General features: G+C 50.2%; 15 protein-coding genes. 8 read left to right on the top strand and 7 right to left on the bottom strand.

Going from position 1 to position 19,725, the window contains the following annotated elements; translation table 11 throughout:
- Positions 1–148 precede the first annotated feature (148 nt).
- Both KDD30_RS08960 and KDD30_RS08955 read left to right on the top strand, forming a co-directional pair.
- Positions 149–1,357 carry a hypothetical protein gene (locus tag KDD30_RS08960; protein ID WP_211645550.1) on the top strand — a complete coding sequence of 403 codons (1,209 nt, stop codon included), beginning with the start codon at positions 149–151 and terminating at the stop codon, positions 1,355–1,357.
- Between the two features lie 378 nt (positions 1,358–1,735).
- On the top strand, positions 1,736–2,329 hold the full coding sequence (locus KDD30_RS08955) for an acetate uptake transporter (RefSeq protein ID WP_211645549.1): 594 nt from the start codon (positions 1,736–1,738) through the stop codon (positions 2,327–2,329).
- A gap of 68 nt (positions 2,330–2,397) precedes the next feature.
- On the opposite strand, the gene KDD30_RS08950 is transcribed toward KDD30_RS08955, so the two are convergent.
- Positions 2,398–2,943 (bottom strand): hypothetical protein, encoded by a 546-nt coding sequence (locus KDD30_RS08950; RefSeq protein ID WP_211645548.1) that lies wholly within the window; start codon positions 2,941–2,943, stop codon positions 2,398–2,400.
- Positions 2,944–3,244: 301 nt separating this feature from the next.
- Between KDD30_RS08950 and KDD30_RS08945 the strand changes: the two genes are divergently transcribed.
- Both KDD30_RS08945 and KDD30_RS08940 read left to right on the top strand, forming a co-directional pair.
- Positions 3,245–3,898: a LemA family protein gene (locus tag KDD30_RS08945; protein ID WP_249199056.1), complete on the top strand. Its 654-nt coding sequence runs from the start codon at positions 3,245–3,247 to the stop codon at positions 3,896–3,898.
- 119 nt (positions 3,899–4,017) lie between these two features.
- A complete protein-coding gene (locus tag KDD30_RS08940; RefSeq protein ID WP_211645547.1) occupies positions 4,018–4,905 on the top strand; it encodes a DUF3137 domain-containing protein in 888 nt (295 codons plus the stop codon).
- Positions 4,906–4,971: 66 nt separating this feature from the next.
- On the opposite strand, the gene KDD30_RS08935 is transcribed toward KDD30_RS08940, so the two are convergent.
- From KDD30_RS08935 to pabB, 4 genes are all read right to left on the bottom strand, one after another.
- On the bottom strand, positions 4,972–6,333 hold the full coding sequence (locus tag KDD30_RS08935) for an L-serine ammonia-lyase (protein ID WP_211645546.1): 1,362 nt from the start codon (positions 6,331–6,333) through the stop codon (positions 4,972–4,974).
- Between the two features lie 179 nt (positions 6,334–6,512).
- Entirely contained in the window at positions 6,513–7,784 is a 1,272-nt protein-coding gene (locus KDD30_RS08930) for an HAAAP family serine/threonine permease (RefSeq protein WP_211645545.1), read from the bottom strand.
- Positions 7,785–7,978: 194 nt separating this feature from the next.
- Entirely contained in the window at positions 7,979–8,590 is a 612-nt protein-coding gene (locus tag KDD30_RS08925) for a CoA pyrophosphatase (RefSeq protein WP_211645544.1), read from the bottom strand.
- Between the two features lie 49 nt (positions 8,591–8,639).
- Entirely contained in the window at positions 8,640–10,013 is a 1,374-nt protein-coding gene (gene pabB / locus KDD30_RS08920; protein ID WP_211645543.1) for an aminodeoxychorismate synthase component 1, read from the bottom strand.
- A 225-nt stretch (positions 10,014–10,238) separates the two neighbouring features.
- On the opposite strand from pabB, the gene KDD30_RS08915 reads away from it, so the two are divergent.
- The 4 genes from KDD30_RS08915 (at position 10,239) to KDD30_RS08900 (ending at position 17,147) form a co-directional block, all read left to right on the top strand.
- Positions 10,239–11,753, top strand: a complete 1,515-nt coding sequence (locus KDD30_RS08915; protein WP_211645542.1) for a fumarate hydratase — start codon at positions 10,239–10,241, stop codon at positions 11,751–11,753.
- 183 nt (positions 11,754–11,936) lie between these two features.
- The gene (locus tag KDD30_RS08910; protein ID WP_211645541.1) at positions 11,937–12,971 is read left to right on the top strand and encodes an efflux RND transporter periplasmic adaptor subunit; all 1,035 of its coding nucleotides are present in this window, start codon (positions 11,937–11,939) and stop codon (positions 12,969–12,971) included.
- Between the two features lies 1 nt (position 12,972).
- The gene (locus KDD30_RS08905) at positions 12,973–14,064 is read left to right on the top strand and encodes an efflux RND transporter periplasmic adaptor subunit (RefSeq protein ID WP_211645539.1); all 1,092 of its coding nucleotides are present in this window, start codon (positions 12,973–12,975) and stop codon (positions 14,062–14,064) included.
- On the top strand, positions 14,061–17,147 hold the full coding sequence (locus KDD30_RS08900; RefSeq protein WP_211645537.1) for an efflux RND transporter permease subunit: 3,087 nt from the start codon (positions 14,061–14,063) through the stop codon (positions 17,145–17,147). Before KDD30_RS08905 ends, KDD30_RS08900 begins: the two co-directional genes overlap by 4 nt.
- A 45-nt stretch (positions 17,148–17,192) precedes the next feature.
- Here KDD30_RS08900 and KDD30_RS08895 read toward each other — a convergent pair whose 3' ends face one another.
- The gene (locus tag KDD30_RS08895; RefSeq protein WP_211645536.1) at positions 17,193–18,428 is read right to left on the bottom strand and encodes a sodium:proton antiporter; all 1,236 of its coding nucleotides are present in this window, start codon (positions 18,426–18,428) and stop codon (positions 17,193–17,195) included.
- A 139-nt stretch (positions 18,429–18,567) separates the two neighbouring features.
- A complete protein-coding gene (gene pyrC / locus KDD30_RS08890) occupies positions 18,568–19,599 on the bottom strand; it encodes a dihydroorotase (RefSeq protein ID WP_211645534.1) in 1,032 nt (343 codons plus the stop codon).
- Between the last annotated feature and the right edge of the window lie 126 nt (positions 19,600–19,725).

The raw sequence follows: 19,725 nt of genomic DNA, 5'->3' as shown, positions 1-19,725 counted from the left end.
TCTCATGAAGGAGAAGTGGAGAGATGTTGTCACCGTTGCAAATTTTGAGTCTGCCATTTCATATGGATTCAATGTGTGTCGCCTTATTGAAATAACTATTTATTTGCCTGATTCATGAACAGGCAAATCAGGCATTACGGAAGTATTTATGAAAAGAACGGGCCTTTCAGCCCTGATGCTATTCTCCGCAGTATTCCTGAGTGCTTGTTCGAGCACACCTGAATTGAAAGATGCAGAAGCCTCTGTGATTTCAGAGCAGGGGGATTATCAGCGCGCAGTATCTGCTTACCGGCACTGGCAACAAGAGATCGTACAGGCGAAGGCTTTGTCGATTTACTCTCCAGATCAATATCAGACCCTGACCGCAAGCTGGGACAATGCCAGCCGGATCTATCAGGAAATTACCACAGCACCGGTGATGGCTTATAAAAGCTATTCATTGTTTTCTTCAACAACTTATCTGGAACAGCTGCATCTGGAGCTGGCGCAGGTTGAACAATCGTTCACCGAGTTGAAGGATATCCAGAAAGTTGCCGACACCGTGTTGTCGCCAGCAATCACTCAAATGAAGTATCTGGATTCTCTGGAAGCCAAGCAGTATTACCGGAGTGAATATACCCGGTTGTATCGCCTTTACGAAAGCTTGTTCAAGCAGGTCGAAAATGGCGATATGAATGATGCACGTGAAGATCAGGATGAGTTCCTGTCTCGCAGCCTGAGTCTTGAAGTGAAAACGATCAAGAAAATCTATATCGCGCCGCTGGAGGCGATGATGATTGAGCTGCGACGCCTGGATGTGAAGGAGTACGCGCCGAAGAGTTACGCGCAGATTGAGCAGCGGATTGAAGCTGGTAAAGCACTGATTGACAGAACGCCCCGGGATTTTGACGCGATTCAGCAATCCACGCGCGAGATTCGCTTTGATCTTGCCCATGCGCAGCATATTTCTTTAGAAGTCCAGCGATTACGTGACTTAAGTAAAGATGAATATGAATCTTATATTCTGGCGTTTGAGAACAAACTGTTGCGTATCTCAAAGGCACTGAAAGATGAAGACTGGCGGGATCAGCCGATACCGGAGCAAGCCCGGTTAATCACCGAGCATGTGGCATCTGCGAAAGCTGCCCTGACGAATCACAAATCAGGGGATGAAATGCTGGCAGATAAAGAAAAATACATCCGTGAGCTGAATGCGCTGGTCATGAAACAGCAGCGTCAGATCAGCCAGATGCAATCGCAATTGGAGGAACGCCAACAGACCGTTCCGTCATTGAACGTGTCATCATCGGAGCTGAAGTCGGCCACTGATGATTCCTCCGGAAATGAATCTGCAGAGGCATCTTCTCTGATTCAGTAATCGCTGTTGATCGATGCGGATAAAAGCCGCTGCCGGAAGGCAGCGGTTTTTTTATATGGGTCATTCGTCCAGGAGGCGTTTGGTGCTGGGAATGCCTGAAAATCCGGCATGATTTACTGTCTTTGGTCTCAGTGTATTCGTGTTTTTTCACCATGAAATCTGGTGCTGTTTCATTTGGAAACACTTATTGCGGATTTCAGATGTTTTAATTCTTTACATTTTCTTGGTTTTTTCTTCTTTTTTGCTCGATAGCTCATTCTATGAACAGTTCTGGCGTTGTGTTCACCATAGACATGGATTAGAATTCGCGCCGCACTACATTGCGTAAAATTTTTAATTCATATTATTTTTATTTAAATTTTCCTGTGAGGGAATAAAATGTCTACGAATTTTGCAAATCCGGCGCCGCTGGGACTGATGGGCTTCGGGATGACCACAATCCTGCTGAATATTCACAACGCAGGCTTTTTTCCGCTGGATTCTATGATCCTGGCGATGGGTATCTTTTACGGGGGTCTGGCACAGGTTCTGGTGGGCTTGATGTGCTTTAAGCGCGGCGACACATTTGGTACGACGTCTTTCACGTCTTACGGTCTGTTCTGGCTGACGCTGGTGGGGCTGATTGTGATGCCTGAAATGGGGCTGCCTGCTTCCCCGGCGAAATTTATGGCCTGGTATCTGCTGCTGTGGGGGGTATTTACAGCTTTCCTGTTTATTGGCTCTCTGAACTACCCACGCGCGAAACAGTTTGTTTTTGCTTCACTGACAGTGCTGTTCTTCCTGCTGGCTGCACGTGACTTTACGGGGAGTGAACTGATTGGCACGATTGCTGGTTTTGAAGGCATCATCTGTGGTGCAAGTGCAATTTACTTCGCCATGGCTCAAGTGCTGAATCATGAGTTTGGCCGTACTGTACTGCCGATTGGCGAGCGTAAAGTCGCTGACGTAGAGCCGTTAAAAGCGGCTGCATAATTCTTGATATCGTTGAATCACTGCGATATTGCCCCGCACTTTGATGCGGGGCTTTTTTATATCTGCGATCAGAGAATTGGCAAGACGGTGACAGTAATTGGACCGCTCAAAGCTGTGACACCGGGATCTGCGAGGCAGGCCAGTGGATTCGGGGCAACGTAAGTTATCACTGATTGTACTGCGTGTCCTTCAAATCGACCTGAAGTGAATGTACCTGCACTGGAGACAATTAACTGACCAAGTGGGCGGGTCACGACAAAAGTCCCGGAAAAATGACTGGTGCTTCCATCGTCCCAAACGTAGTCAATTTCATCATTGCCAGATGGAGATGAGAGTAAGCAGTCTGCGATTGTTTGAAATGGACCAAAACTGAACTGACCCGACTTGACGGGGGAGCCGATACATTGGTTAAAAGTCGCCGTATTGTTAATCACTGTTGGACGGGCAAGTAAAAGGAGACCGGGATCATATGTTTGTGTTCCGGTGCCAGAACAGGTGAAGCTCGCATCGGGTTCGTTACTGGCCGCACTAGGCCATGCAGTGAAAAACAATAGCATTCCAGCGAGCGCGAATATGAATTTTTCAGACTTTAACCAACTTGTTTGAATAGGCATTGTTGTTTCCTCTCGTTTGTCGATGGGTATGGAATATCTATTCTTGGTTTATGGCAGGCGGAAATGCGCACGGGGTTGGGGGAAAGATGGTTTTGCGAGCCACTTATTAGTGTTCATTGCCATAAGAACAAGTGATCAGATGTCTGAAAGTTATATGTGCGTTGATGCTCATTTTCGGCCGTTTGATTTGCAAGCGCAGACTGAAATTTCACCTATCCCAAAGTGCTCAGATTTCCGCTCTGGTGACGAAAATCAGCGATGAAATCTTGAATAATCGAGTTGTGTTCAGGAAATCATTGCCATGGTCGCTATGATGATCTGTCTGAGAATAAAGACAGGGATGCTGTTTGGGCAGCATACTGAAGAATCTGAACTGACAGGAGAACTTCAATTGGGAATCTGGATCGTACTGGGCCTTGTGCTTGTCGCTGTTATCGCAGCGATTGCTGTTTACAACGGCCTTATTGGTAAGAAAAATCAGGTAGAAAATGCTGAAGCATCAATTGATGTGATGCTGAAAAAGCGTTTTGATCTCATCCCGAATATGGTGGAGAGCGTGAAAGCTTATATGGCGCATGAATCTTCATTACTTCAGGAATTAACAGCGCTCCGGACTCAGGTACAACACGACGGTTTGGCCGGCGAAAAGAAAATTTCACTGGATAAGCAAATGCACACGGCCATGTCCCGTTTCAATATTGCGGTTGAAAATTATCCGGAACTGAAAGCCAGTGAAAACTTTGTGATGTTACAGCGCGCCATCAATGAAGCAGAAGAGCAAATTTCAGCCGCGCGTCGCGCTTACAATGCTTCGGTCACTGATTTGAATAACGCGATTGAAATGTTTCCTTCCAGTCTATTTGCCAGCCGAATGAACTTGAAACAGCGTGAGTTGTTCGACATTCCGGCGCAGGAAAGACAAAACGTCAATGTTGGCCAACTGTTCCACAAATAATCGGGAGCGTCATGGAAGCTGCAATCGAATCCAGCGATAATCTGGATAAACTCAAAATACTCTTTGACACTAAACTGAAAGATCAGCTTCAGGACTTAGACGAGATCCGTAAAGAAGCAGTGAAACGTTGCTACCATTCAATTGTACCTGTTTGTATGAGCTTATTGGTCGCCTTGTTCTTGACGTTTACCGGAAGAAGTGAAGCGTGGTTGATCTTCTGTTTTCCCGGGCTTGTGTCACTCGTGATGTATTACTATGTTTCCCTGAAATGGAAAGCTTACCGGGACGCTTATAAAACACAGGTGGTCGGAAAACTGCTGAAAACCTTTAACGACAGCTTTGAATATTCTCCAAGTGAGCGTATCTCCCCAGAAAAGTACAAAGCCAGTGGCTTATATCGACATCATTATCACCGCTATCATGGAGAAGATTATGTTCGGGGCGTGGTAGGAAAAACTGCAATTGAGTTTTCGGAGCTTCATACGCAGTATAAAACGACGAGCAGAGACTCTAAAGGCCGGACGCGCACGACCTGGCACACCATCTTCAAAGGGGTGTTCTTTATTGCTGATGCCAATAAACATTTTCAGGGTAAAACTTATATTACCCCTGACAATGAAGGCTTCTGGTCTGCGGTTGGAAAATCATTGACTAACCTGTTGGGGGGAAGTGTTTTTGGTGACCGTGTTGCGATGGAGGACCCTGAATTTGAGCGCCATTTTGAGGTGTACAGCGATGATCAGGTTGAAGCGCGTTATCTGATCTCAACATCTCTGATGCAGCGTTTGGTTGCTTTTCGGCAACAAGCCAATACAAGTGTAGCGTTATCTTTTGTGGGCGATAGCTTGCATATCGGGATTCCTGCGCGAAAAGCGTACTTTGAACCCAAAATGTTTCAGTCAGCGGTTAATTTTGATGCTGTAAAAGATATTTATCAGGACTTGGATTTTATGACTGGGATCGTCGAAGATTTGGCGCTGAATACCCGTATCTGGACCAAAGCCTAATCGTTCGTAACATTCAGCATGAAAAAAGGAGGCATGGCCTCCTTTTGTCTGTCTGGATATGCTGATTTAGCAGATCACTTTAATCGCCAGACCACCCTGAGACGTTTCACGGTATTTGGCGTTCATGTCTTTACCGGTTTCCAGCATGGTCTCAATCACTTTGTCCAGAGACACACGTGGCTCAGAAGCACGACGTAGAGCCATTCGGGATGCGTTGATCGATTTCACTGCCGCAATACCGTTTCGCTCGATACAAGGCACCTGTACCTGACCTGCAACAGGGTCACACGTCAGACCCAGGTTGTGCTCCATCGCGATTTCAGCTGCCATACAGACCTGCTCCGGGCTCGCGCCCATCAGCTCCGCCAGGCCAGCTGCTGCCATAGAACAGGCAACACCGACTTCACCCTGACAACCCACTTCAGCGCCAGAAATCGAAGCATTGCGCTTGTACAGGCCACCGATAGCACCGGAAGCTGCGAAGTAGCGCAGATATTCTTTCTCGCCAACGGGCTGGATGAACTTGTCATAGTAAGCCAGAACAGCAGGAATGATGCCGCAGGCACCGTTCGTTGGTGCGGTTACCACACGGCCACCGGCTGCGTTTTCTTCATTCACTGCAAAAGCGTACATGTTGACCCAGTCAACCACAGTCATCGGATCGTTGTTCGTCCGCTCTGAAGTGATCAGTTGCTGGCGCAGTGCAGCCGCACGGCGTGGCACGCGCAGTGGGCCAGGCAGAATGCCTTCTTCGTTCATCCCACGGTCCATACAATCCTGCATGGTTTTCCAGATACGGGAGAAGTAATCTTTAATCTCTTCTTCAGAGTGCATTGCACGCTGGTTTGCCATCACTACAGAACTGATCGAACGGCCTTGTTCTTTACAGTGCTGAACCAGCTCTTGTGCTGAGGTGAAGTAGTAAGGAACTTTGACTTCAGATTCTTCATCTTTGCCGAAGTTTTCTTCATCAACGATGAAACCACCGCCGATAGAATAATAAGTTTTGCTGTAAACTGTCTCGTCGCCTGTCCAGGCGTGAATGCTCATGCCATTTTCATGCAGTGACAGGTTGGTGTTATGAAAATTCATCCCGCCGTCGCGAGGGAAATCAACAGTGTGAATGTTGCCAGCAATAGGAAGACGCTCGGTTTCGCCAACGCTGGCGATAAAGCCGGGAATGCTGTCGATATCCACAGTCTCAGGGCTATTGCCTGCCAGTCCCATGATGATTGCAATGTCGGTATGGTGACCTTTGCCAGTCAGAGACAATGAACCATACACATCAACCGTGATTTTCGTCACGTCGTTGATTTTGCCCATCTCACGCAGGTCGTCGACAAACTCTTTACCTGCTTTCATCGGACCTACGGTGTGTGAACTGGAAGGACCCACACCAATTTTGAAGATATCAAAAATACTGATCATGCGTAGTACCTCAGTCGGGGAAGCGATCTTGCTTCGGCCCATGACTGTTATCTTTTATGAACTCCCGCCCCTTCCTTGGCGAGTATAGTCAAAACAAAAGAGCAGGTGCTGAAAGCTCCCCTGCTCTTAAGTATCGGTTCTTTTACGTATTTTGTCAGTAAGGCTGTACAGGCGAATGTTTAGAAGAACAAGCCGTACAGAATGGCTGAAATCGCAATCAGACCCATGAGTGTGACAAATACGTTGCTTACTGCGCCTTTGTACTTCTGCATTGCAGGCACTTTATGGACTGCATACATTGGCATCAGGAACAAGATGGTCGCAATAATCGGGCCGCCTAAAGTTTCAATCATTCCCAGGATGCTAGGATTAATCGCCGCGACCAACCAGATAGTTGCAATCATGAAGACAACAGTAAATTTGTCAATCTTCTTTTCGTTAACTTGCTTACCAAACGACTTTAATTGTTTAGAAACCAAGCCATTCAAACCTTCACGAGCGCCCAGGTAATGACCGAAGAAGGAAGACACGATGGCAACAAAAGCAACGATTGGGCCCAGATAAGAAATGAACGGACTTTCATGCTTGTTCGCCAGATAAGACAGAATTGCCAGATTTTGTGCTTTCGCTTCAGCCAGATCCTGTGGGGTCAGGCTGAGCACACAAGAGAAGACGAAGAACATCACGAAACCCAGCAGCATCATCGCTGAGCGTGCCAGAATACGGGACGCTTTTTCTTCTGCGTTTTCACCATGGTCACGTGCTTGTGCCTGAGAGAATGCAGAAATAATCGGGCTGTGGTTGAACGAGAACACCAGTACCGGAATGGTGATCCACAGCGTGATGGCAAAGTCTCCCAGTGAAGGGACTGTCTCCAGGCTGACGGAAGCCAGGTTCCATTCAGGGATCAGGTACACCGACATGAACAGCAGAATCGCAACCAGCGGGTAAACCAGGAACTGAGTGACTTTCAGCATCAGTTTTTCGCCTGCGATCATCACAGACATCATGCCCAGAATCAGGATGATAGACAGCAGCCAGCGTGGCATAGATGCCATACCCAGTTGGTTCACCATGAAAGAGTCAACCGTGTTGGTAATGCCAACGCCGTAAATCAGCACGATCGGGTAAATTGCAAAAAAGTAGAGCAGGGTGATTAATGTACCGGCGCCGCGGCCAAAATGTTCTTCAACCACTTCGGTAATATCACTGCCTGGCTTGTTGGAAGACAGGACGAAGCGGGACAGGCCACGGTGTGCAAAATAGGTCATTGGGCCAACCAGAATAGTCATGGCCAGCAGGGGCCAGAAACCACTCATACCTGCGTTAATGGGCAGGAACAGGATACCGGCACCAACCGCTGTACCAAACAGCGAGAGCACCCAGGTGGTATCCTGCTTCGTCCAGCGGCTTTTGGGAGCCGCTGCAACAGATGCAGTTTTTGTTTGCATAATATAATCCAAATTGAATAGGGAACAGGAACGGGCGTATTTTCCCCTGATTTGGAGCACGAAAAAATGATCTGTGAAAAAACAAGCGCACTATTTAACATTTGTTGCAAGAAAATGAGATGTTGATCACCAAAACTTTTTTCAGTTTGTTTCTGGGTGGTGAAACAAACAGCAGTTTCGCGGAAGAATGAGAATTATTGAGACCCTTCAATCCATATTTGATGTGACAAAGCTTTGACGATCTGTGCCGTGGCCCCCCAGATGGAGTAATCCCGATATGGGATAGCATAGATCGTGTGCGATTTACCACGGAAAATGAACTGTTGTGTCCGCATGTTGCGGGGATCGAGCAGGAAAGCGAGCGGCACTTCAAAGAGACTGTCGACTTCGTTGGGGTCAATCACAGGCCTGTATGCCGGTGTGACTGTTGCTAAGAAAGGCGTGACCAGATAACCACTTAAGGTCGGCAGGGTCGGTAACTGACCGAGGACGTCTTTTCTTTCGCACAGAATACCGGTTTCTTCCTGAGTTTCCCGAATGGCGGTGTACATGAGCTCACCATCTTGTGTTTCGTAACGGCCGCCCGGGAAAGCAACCTGTCCGGGATGGTGTTTCAGATGGCGTGCGCGCTGGGTCAGAATGACATGATAGCCGTCATGACGTGCCACAAGCGGGATCATCACTGCTGCGGGTTTGAAACGACTGCTGTCGGGTAACAGTTGTTTAATACGTCGGTGGTGGCTTCGATCATACTGACCCGGTTGGGCCAGCAAAAAACGACTGAGCAGATGATGCTGTGCAAGCATAGACGGTAACCTGAATGCGCCCCCCTCCCGGCGTTTTGTTGAGGGGTTGTTACAAGATTGGCAGAATCTTACTCAGCTTGTCCAGTGTTTCCTGATATTCACTGGCTGCATCGCTGTCTGCCACCACGCCGCCACCTGCCCAGGCAAAGATCTGGTTTTGCTCAGTGATCAGGGTGCGGATAGTAATGCTGGTGTCCATCCGGCCACACCGGCTGATGTAACCAATACTGCCGCAATAGACGCTGCGACGATGGGGTTCCAGCGCTTCAATAATTTCCATCGCCCTTACTTTCGGTGCGCCTGTGATGGAACCACCGGGGAAGCAGGCTTTCAGCAGATCCGCGGCACTGTGTTTCGCCGGGTCGAGTTCAGCGGTAACTGTGCTGACCAGATGATGCACGGCCGGAAAGCTTTCAATCGCAAACAGGCTTGGTACACGGACTGAACCTGGGATGGCCACCCGACCAATGTCGTTGCGCAGCAGGTCGACGATCATCAGGTTTTCCGCCCGATCTTTTTCTGCCAGAGACAAAGCTTCTGCATTCGCCTGATCCTGAACCGGATCGGCTGATCGTGGCCGGGTGCCTTTGATCGGTTTGGTTTCAATCTGGCGTTGGTTCAGTTTCAGAAAACGCTCCGGCGAGACGGACAGAACGGCGTTTTCCCGCAAGCGGATAAAGGCAGAAAAAGGCGCACCATTGGATTGTTCGAGTTTCTGATAGGCTTGCCACTCATTCCCTTGGTATCGGGCCTGAAAGCGTTGGGCCAGATTGATCTGATAACAGTCCCCAGCTTTGAGATAGGCTTGCACCTGATTAAATTTCGAGGTGTAGCTGTCCACCGTCATGTTCGCCTGCCATTCCGATGTTAACGCGAACGCCGGTGAAGCCTGAGCAGGGGCGCGTTGCTGATTCAGCCAGCACAGTCGCTCTGCTGTGTCCGGGGCAACCAGTGTCAGCCGTTGCAGGTGATGATCTGCAATCAGCGCCCAGTTATAAAGGCCAACGGCCATCTCAGGGGCCTGAATATCCTGCATCGCCAATGAAGGCATTTTCTCTACCTGCCGTCCCAGATCGTAAGCAAAATAGCCCAGCGCGCCCCCCACAAAAGGTAAATCGGCAACGGTGTCAGTCTCAGGCAGTAAGGTATGCTGCAGTTCGTTCAGCAGTGCAAAAGGGTCTTGCTGCCGGGTGTCCTGATTGCCATCACGGTCAGTGATCGTGTTCATCTGCCCCCGGGATTCCAAGGTTGCAATCGGGTCTGCGACTAAAATGTCGTAGCGATTGTCCGGATGTCCTTCAGCAGCAGAACGCAGCAGCATGGCCCATGGCTGAGCAGATAAGGGTTCGAACCAGCTCAGGAGAGCATCCTTGCGATAGTCCAGTTGTTCAACCTGAAGTTGAGAGGCAGCAGAATATTTCATTTTCTTTTTTGTGACAGGTGTTCGATTGGCGCATAGCGCGAGATTGCGGGCAAGAGTATCATAAACCCAGAAATGAATACGACGCCTGTCAAACGACTTTGATTCGTATCACTGACGATTCTGCTCAAGAAACTGGTCTGCTTCTGACACCCTACCGAACTTTGTCCGGGTCAGGCTCTTCATCGATCAGGCGCGTATACAACGACAATAAGCAACGAGGCAATTATGACCGTCATCCGTAAAGAAGATGTGATTAGCAGTGTGGCCGATGCGCTGCAATACATTTCCTACTACCACCCGCTGGATTTTGTACAGGCGCTGGAAAAGGCTTACCACAAAGAGCAGAGCCAGGCTGCGAAAGATGCTATGGCGCAGATTCTGATTAACTCCCGTATGTCTGCGGAAGGTCATCGTCCGATTTGTCAGGACACCGGCATCGTGACCTGTTTCGTGAAAATCGGGATGAATGTCCAGTGGGACAGCGACCTGACTGTTCAGGAAATGATCGATGAGGGCGTGCGTCAGGCCTATAACAACCCGGTCAACCCACTGCGTGCTTCTGTGGTGGCAGATCCTGCCGGTAAACGCATCAACACGAAAGATAACGCACCTGCTGTGGTTCATATTGATATGGTGCCGGGCAATCAGGTGGAAATTCAGTTGGCGGCCAAGGGTGGCGGTTCTGAAAACAAAACCAAAATGGTCATGCTCAATCCATCGGACGATATTGCTGAATGGGTAGAGAAGACAGTGCCGCTGATGGGTGCTGGCTGGTGTCCGCCGGGTATGCTGGGTATCGGCATTGGTGGTACGGCTGAAAAAGCTGCGGTACTGGCAAAAGAGTCGCTGATGGAGCCGGTTGATATTCAGGAGCTTCAGGCGCGTGGTCCGCAGAATGCGGAAGAAGAACTGCGTCTGGATATTTTTAATCGTGTCAACAAGCTGGGTATTGGGGCGCAGGGCCTGGGCGGCCTGACCACAGTGTTGGATGTCAAAATTAAAACGGCACCGACCCATGCAGCCTCAAAACCTGTGTGTCTGATCCCGAACTGTGCGGCAACCCGCCACGTGCATTTCACACTGGATGGAAACGGCCCGGCTGAGCTGACGCCGCCGAAGCTGGAAGACTGGCCGGAAGTGACCTGGGAAGTGGGCCAGAATACACGTCGCGTGAACCTGGATAACATCACCAAAGCAGAAATTCAGGAATGGAAATCCGGTGAGACAGTACTGCTGTCCGGTAAGATTCTGACTGGCCGTGATGCGGCGCACAAACGAATTCAGGAAATGCTGAAAAACGGTCAAGGTCTGCCGGAAGGGGTCGACTTTACCAATCGCTTTATTTACTACGTCGGCCCGGTGGATGCTGTGGGTGAGGAAGTCGTTGGACCTGCTGGCCCGACAACCTCCACGCGGATGGATAAATTCACCGATATGATGCTGGCAGACACCGGCCTGATTGGCATGATTGGTAAAGCTGAGCGTGGTCCGGTTGCAATCGAATCGATCAAAAACCATAAAGCAGTTTACCTGATGGCTGTGGGTGGTGCGGCGTATCTGGTGGCGAAAGCGATCAAGAAATCACGCGTTGTGGCATTTGAAGATCTGGGCATGGAAGCAATCTACGAATTCGAAGTTCAGGATATGCCTGTGACGGTCGCCGTAGATTCAGATGGCGTGAATGCGCATCAGACGGGTCCGGATATCTGGAAAGTCAAAATTGCTGAAATGGATGCCTGATTGGTGACCATTCTATCAACTTGAAACATTTTGAAATACAAAGGAGCTGGCTGGCTCCTTTTTTTCACGCTGATTTCATCTTTGATTAAGGTTATAGCCAATAAAATGGCATTTTTTTGCTATACAACGTGTCGTGAAGTACATAATGAAGAAAAACGTCATCACCAGATGGAGAGACAATCCATGAGGTTCACTGTGTTGGCTCTGTGTTTGTCGGCTGTCATGCTGACGGGCTGCGGAGAGAAAACGAAGACCGTGCCAGAACCTGCCTCAAGGCCGGTGAAGCTGATGGCCGTTGAAGTCGGGGAAAGTCAGAGTTATCGGACATTTCCTGCACAGGTGCAAGCGGGCGACAAAGCTGTGCTGGCGTTTCGGGTTTCGGGCATGCTGGAAAGTGTGGCAGTCCTGGATGGTCAGGAAGTCAAAAAAGGACAGCATCTTGCGCAGTTGAAAACCGATGAATTCAAGTTGCTGGTTGAACAGGCAAAAGCCAATTATCGGCTGGCGAATGTCCAGTATCAACGCAATCGTGAACTGCTGAAAACGAATGTTGTGTCTGAGCTGGATTTCGACCAGTCCAAGGCTGCACGCAATCAGGCCAAAGCAGAACTGGACAAGCAGGAAGCCAATCTGAGATATGCCACGTTGCTTGCGCCCTACAATGGCACAGTGTCTATTTCGATGGTGAACAACTTCGAGTACGTTTCGGCCAAGCAGCCTGTGATGCACATTCAAAGTGAAGGTTTGCTCAGTGTGACTTTTCAGTTGCCTCAACAGCTCTTGTCACGTCTGCGTGCGGGGGACGACAGAATGGCGCGGGTTATTTTTGACACACTGCCGGATGAAGAGTTCGAAGCGCGTCTGAAAGAAATCGATACCGAAGCGGACACCAAAACTTCCAGTTTTCAGGTCACGCTGACCATGGAAAAACCCATTGGCCAGAATTTGCTGCCGGGTATGGCGGCTCAGGTCAGAATCGCACTGCCACACACAGGCGCAGGAGCACTGCCGGAACGGGCTGTGATGCGTGAAGCCGGGAAAACCTATGTGTGGCAAGTTGCAGAAAATGGCGCTGTTAGCAAGGTTGAAGTTGAACTGAATGACAGTTTCCGTGTGATTCGCGGGCTGGAAGATGGCGCAATGATTGCCACTTCTGGTGTGACTGAACTGAAAGAAGGTCAGGTTGTTCGGGAATGGGTGAAGGAGCGGGGACTGTAAGATGAAAAAGACTCTTTTTCGTTGTTCTGCCTGTGCATTGGCCGTGCTTCTGGCGGGATGCAGTCAGGAAGCGCAACATGAAGCGAAAACCCCCTTACCGGTTGCCGTTTTTCAGGTTGCGATGGCTGAAAGTTCGCCCATTCTGTCTTTTCCGGCAGTTGCCGCAGCGGCAGATAAATCTGAACTTTCTTTTCGCCTTGCCGGTGAAGTGGTGAATGTGCGTGTCAAACCAGGTGAGTTTGTGAAGGAAGGGCAATTACTGGCACAGCTGGATCCAACGGATTATCAGCTGGAAGTGAATGATGCTCAGGCCAAATTTAATGTCGCAGACAGTCAGTACCGCCGTTCTGCAAAGCTGGTTGAACAGGGATTTCTTGCGCAGTCTCAGTTCGATGAATTAGCCGCACAACGCCAGATCGCACTGGCCAGGCTGAATCTGGCCAAGTTACGTTTGTCCTTTACTCAGCTTCATGCCCCTTTTAGTGGTGTGATTTCCCGGGTTTCCGTCGAGCAGTTTGAGAATGTTCAGGTTGGGGAAACGGTGATGAATATTCACAGTGCCAAGGCCGTTGATATTCTGATTCAGGCACCGGACATGATTTATTCCAGAAGTACCGCCAGACAGGTTCAGGATAAGCATCCGGGGACTCGCATCATCCTGAATGATGGGCAGGAATATACAGCTTATCTGAAAGAGTACACCACAGAGCCGGACCCGGAACTGGGATCATTCAAGGTCACTCTGACAATGCCGATGCCGGAGGATGAGTTCATTCTGGACGGGACAGCGGTTGAAGTGAAAGTGGATGCTCAGAAAGTTCAGGTCTATCGCGCCGATGAAGTTGTGATTCCGCTCGAAGCCGTGTTTAACGAAGACGGTGATGAAATCGATCCGGCCAGTAAGTTTGTCTGGGTGGTTCAGTCGGACAACACGGTAACCAAGCGTCAGGTGGTCACGGACAAGGTCGTGCCCAGCGGGGTTCGTCTGGTCTCGGGTGTCAAAGAAGGTGAATTGATTGTGATTGCAGGTGTGAACCGCCTCCGTGAAGGGCAGTCAGTGAAAATTGTCGAGCAGGAGGCATCCGGTTCATGAAACAGGATATCGCAACTTATTTCATTAAAAACAAAGTGATCAGCTGGATGTTGACGCTGATCTTCCTGATTGGCGGCACCGTGTCATTTCTCGATTTAGGTCGTCTGGAAGATCCTGAGTTTACGATCAAAGACGCCATGGTGGTGACATCCTATCCGGGCGCGACAGCGCAACAGGTCGAAGAAGAAGTCACTTATCCCATCGAGAAAGCGATTGGGCAACTGCCCTACGTGGATGAGGTCAATTCCATCTCCAGCCGGAATTTATCTCAGATCACAGTGACCATGAAAAACAACTATGGCCCGGATGATTTACCGCAGATCTGGGATGAACTTCGCCGGAAAGTGAACGATCTCAAGCCGAATTTGCCGCCGGGTGTGGGCACACCCAAAGTGGTGGATGACTTCGGCGATGTGTACGGCATCTTGCTGGCGGTGACAGGCGAAGGGTACAGCTATCGTGAACTGAATGATTACGTTGATTATCTGCGCCGTGAACTGGAGCTGGTGAACGGTGTTGGTAAAGTGCAGGTCTCCGGGACACAGCAAGAGCAGGTGTTCATTGAAATTTCGATGCAGCGTCTGAGTAATCTGGGTATTTCCCCGCAGACGATTTACGGCACATTACAGGAACAGAATCTGGTCACCAGTGCCGGCGGCATTCGTGTCGGTGATGAATATATTCGTGTGCAGACCACCGGGGAGTTTGAAAGCGTCGAAGCGATGGGCGATCTGATCATCAAAGATGCCGGCTCTCAGGGGCTCATTTATCTTCGGGATGTCGCGACGATTAAGCGTGGTTTTAAAGAAATTCCCGACAATCTGGTGAGCTACAATGGCCAGCAAGCACTGAACCTTGGGATCTCCTTTGTCTCCGGCATCAATGTGGTTGAGGGCGGCAAGCGGGTGATGTCACGTCTGGCGGAGCTGAAAGAACAGCAGCCGGTTGGCATGGATATCGGCGTGGTGTACAGCCAGCCGTCTGAGGTTGATAAATCTGTTAGTGGTTTCGTGGTGAGTCTGGGCCAGGCGGTCATCATCGTGATTGTTGTGCTGCTGTTTTTTATGGGACTGCGCTCCGGCATTTTGATTGGCCTGATTCTGCTGCTCACAGTACTTGCCACCTTTGTCTTCATGAAATGGATGGCCATTGATCTGCAGCGCATCTCGCTGGGGGCACTGGTCATCGCGCTCGGGATGCTGGTAGATAATGCCATCGTGGTGGTGGAAGGGATCCTGATCGGGATGCAGAAAGGCCGGACGCGTTTGCAGGCGGCCTCTGATATTGTCACACAGACCAAGTGGCCATTGCTGGGCGCAACGGTGATTGCTGTCATGGCCTTCGCACCGATTGGTTTGTCGCAGGACTCGACGGGCGAGTACACCCGCACGCTGTTTACCGTGCTCTTGATTTCCCTGATGCTGAGTTGGTTTACCGCGATTTCGCTGACGCCGTTTTTTGCCGATCTCTTCTTTAAATCGCAGAAAACTGAGAACAGCGAAGAAGCCAGTGACCCCTATAAAGGGCTGGTTTTCGTGCTGTACCGAAAGTTTCTGGAATTCTGTATGCGCCGCGCCTGGCTGACCATCATTTCGCTGGTTGTGATGCTGGCAGCCAGTCTGTATGGATTCACTCAGATCAAACAGTCGTTTTTCCCAGCCTCGACGTCCCCGATGTTCATGGTGGATATCTGGTTGCCGGAAGGCACGGATATCCGGGCCACCAATGACACACTGCACCGTCTGCAGCAGCAGATTGAACAGGACGACCGGGTTGAGTTTCTCAGTACCAGCGCTGGTAAGGGCTCACAGCGGTTTATGCTGACGTATTCTCCGGAGAAAAGTTATGCCGCATATGGCGAGCTGATTATCCGGGTGAAAAACTTTGAGGATGTGCTGCCTGTGATGTCTCAGGTGCAGTCAACGATCCGCAAAGGCTTTCCTGAACTGGAATACAAGCTGAAGCAAATCATGTTGGGTCCCTCTTCCGGGGCGAAGATTGAAGCCCGGCTGATCGGTCCGGATCCAACGGTGCTGCGTGGTCTGGCCAAAGATGTGGTCGATATCATGCGCGCCGATCCGGGTACAGCCAATATCCGTCATGACTGGCGGGAGCGAACCAAAGTTCTGGAGCCTGTGTTTCATGAAAGTCAGGCCCGCCGTTACGGGATCACGAAAAAAGATGTGGATGATTTCCTGCAGATGGCTTTTTCGGGATTGTCGGTTGGGATTTATCGGGATGGCACCACGCTGATGCCGATTGTCGCCCGCTTACCGGATCAGGAAAGGGTGGATGTCAGTACGATTGAAGGGATGAAGATCTGGAGTCCGGCTGTGCAGGGATATGTTCCATTGCAGCAGGTGGTGACTGCCGTCAATGTCCGCTGGGAAGATCCGCTGATCGCCCGGAAAGACCGGAAGCGTGTCCTGACTGTCATGGCCGATCCGGATCCACTGGGTGAGGAAACGGCAGCGACAGTGCAGAAACGGATTCAGTCCACCATTGAAGCGATTGAACTGCCATCTGGCTACGCGCTGGAGTGGGGCGGGGAGTATGAGTCGTCCGGAGACGCGAAAGCCTCGCTGTTCAGCTCCATGCCGATGGGTTATCTGATGATGTTCCTGATCACCATCTTCCTGTTTAATAAGGTGAAGGAAGCATTGATTGTCTGGGCGACCGTGCCGCTGGCCGTGATTGGGGTGGCGTCTGGCCTGCTCCTGCTGAATACCCCATTCGGTTTCATGGCATTGCTGGGTTTCCTGAGCCTGTCGGGGATGCTGATTAAAAACGGCATCGTACTGCTGGATCAGATTGAAATTGAAATCAGCAGCGGGAAAGACAAGTATCAGGCGGTGGTTGATGCAGCCGTCAGCCGGGTGCGTCCGGTTTGTATGGCCGCAATTACGACGATTCTGGGGATGCTGCCATTGTTGCCGGATGTGTTCTTTAAGCCGATGGCCGTCACCATTATGTTTGGTTTGGGCTTTGCGACTGTGTTGACGCTGATTGTGGTGCCGGTCTTGTACCGATTGTTCCACAGCGTCCCTTTGCCTTCCCGGCAAATCGCCTCAGAGCCTCAGTGAGTGACATGAATAACCCGGCTATGCCGGGTTATTTTTGTGTGCCCGTTAACCGTTCATCGGGGACGATGCAGCGGTTCTTGCCAGCAAAGTTTTCGTAATGACCGGATAAACAATCAGCGAGAACAGAATCATACTGATTGCCATGGTCAGAAAGAGTGGCTTATAGGCGAAATCTGCCGGTAGCATCAGCAACAAGGCGATCGAGACCGCCCCTCGCGCCCCAGAGAAATTCAGCAGCCAGAAATCCAGCCGGGTCAGTTTGCGATGATTGATATGGAGCACAGGTCGCATTAGCCAGAGCGAGATAAAACGGGCGGAGAACAAGAGCACAATTGAAATCCCGATGACAACCAGAGACAGATTTTCGACGGAAAGCAGGGTAAACACACTGGCGCCCAGCAGGAAGAACAGCAGCGCATTGGCTACATAGTCCAGATATTCCCAGATCTCCTGATGGGCCTGATGGTTTGCATCGTCCTGGTAGGGTTTATAACCATAAGCCAGTGCAGCGGCAAAGACGGCGAGAATACCGGAAAAATGCATTTCTTCGGCCAATACAAAACTGCCATAAGCCAATGCCAAAGTGATGTTGGTGGTCAGGGTGTAATGTCTTTCATGCAGTAGGGTCAGCAACCAGCGTGCGCCTCTGCCTAATACAATCCCAACCGTCAGGGCACCGATCACGTGACTGACAAAACTGAGGATGCTGTCGGTCAGGTTCAGTTCTGCGTCGGTGAACACAACCAGAGACAAAATACCCGCAACCGTGACGACAAAGCCATCATTCAAAATGGATTCGCCTTCAATTAAAAGCTTCTGATCTTCGGTGACTTGCTGATTGCCTTTGAACAGGGCGCTGATCGCAAGCGGATCTGTCGCCGAAATGATGACACCAAACAGTAGGGCAGGCAGGACGGGCACACCCAGCAGCCAGTGAACAGCTGCCGCAATCACCAGCATACTAATGACGATACCCAGCGTGCCTGCCAGTGTTGCCGGTACTAACACCTGTTTGAAGTGAAACAGACACATACATTGTGTCGATGCAAACACCAGCAAAGGCACAAACACGTAGAGCACCATATGAGGCTCCAGCACCAGATCTGGCAGTTGCGAATCCGGCATGGCGGACAGTGCACCGTAGATCAATCCAAAGAAAAGAATCCAGGTGATATCCGAAAACAGCCGCCAGCGGTGGGAGAAGAAAAATATCGCGTTCAGCGCAATCCAGCCCAGTACAGCAAAGATGACGAGTGAGGGAATCGACTCATAACCAGTCACAGCAATCTCTCCAGAAAGTGATTGTTTTTTATACTGTAAGCCAGTGAGAGTGTGAAGCAAGCAGTTTATCTTGTCTGCCGTTCAAAAAAATCAGGCTCCTGTCCGGGAGCCTGAATAAAGAGTCAGTGTCGAATCTGAATCAGCCGTTTACTTTCCAGCTGATTTGCTCACCGGCACGGATCGGTATCACGATATCTGCACCGAATGCCATCGACTGAGGTACTTCCCAGCTTTCTTTGGTCAGCGTAATGGTGTCGCTGTTGCGTGGCAGGCCGTAGAAATCCGGGCCGTTGTGGCTGGCAAAGGCTTCCAGTTTGTTGAGCGCTCCAGCCAGTTCGAAGACTTCAGCATACAGCTCAATGGCTGCATGGGCGGTATAAGACCCCGCACAACCACAGGCCGCTTCTTTTTTACCTTTGGCATGCGGCGCAGAGTCGGTACCCAGGAAGAATTTTTTGCTACCGCTGGTGGCTGCTGCGATCAACGCTTCCTGATGGGTGTTGCGCTTCAGGATAGGCAGGCAGTAAAAATGCGGACGAATACCCCCTGCCAGCATGTGATTCCGGTTATACATCAGGTGATGAGCCGTAATCGTTGCGCCGACATTCGGACCTGCACTGTTCACAAACGCCACTGCGTCCTTGGTGGTGATGTGTTCCAGAACGATTTTCAGATCCGGCATCTTGGCCACGATAGGGGCCAGAACCGTTTCCAGGAAAACTTTTTCACGGTCGAAAATATCGACATCGTGTTGGGTCACTTCGCCATGAATCAACAGCGGCATTCCCACTTCCTGCATGGCTTCCATGGTTGGCAGCAGCTTGTTGATATCGGTCACACCAGAGTCTGAGTTGGTGGTTGCACCGGCCGGATAGAGTTTTGCGGCGTAAACATGGCCAGTGGCTTTGGCTTTGCGGATTTCGTCGGGGGTTGTGTTATCGGTGAGGTAAAGCACCATCAGAGGAGAGAAATTTTCACTTGGCTGAGCAGCCAGAATGCGTTCACGGTAGGCCAGGGCGGCTTCTGTATCAGTCACGGGAGGAATCAGGTTTGGCATCACAATTGCTCTGCCCATATATCGGCTGATGTCCCGGACTGTGTCATTCAGCACATCGCCATCGCGCAGGTGAACGTGCCAGTCATCCGGACGAGTAATAGTGATCGACGTCATAGTAGCTCCCTCCAAAAAAATTCGACCGATTCTAAAAGTATGGTCTGGCGAAGTAAAGCCGAATTCCTCCTCAAGCTCTCAAAACGGGCAATCGTTTGCATCGGTGGCTCATGCCGAATGTGAATA

It is taken from the genome of Photobacterium sp. GJ3, assembly GCF_018199995.1.
Classification (GTDB): Bacteria; Pseudomonadota; Gammaproteobacteria; order Enterobacterales; family Vibrionaceae; genus Photobacterium.
This window is presented reverse-complemented; position numbering and strand designations above follow the sequence as displayed.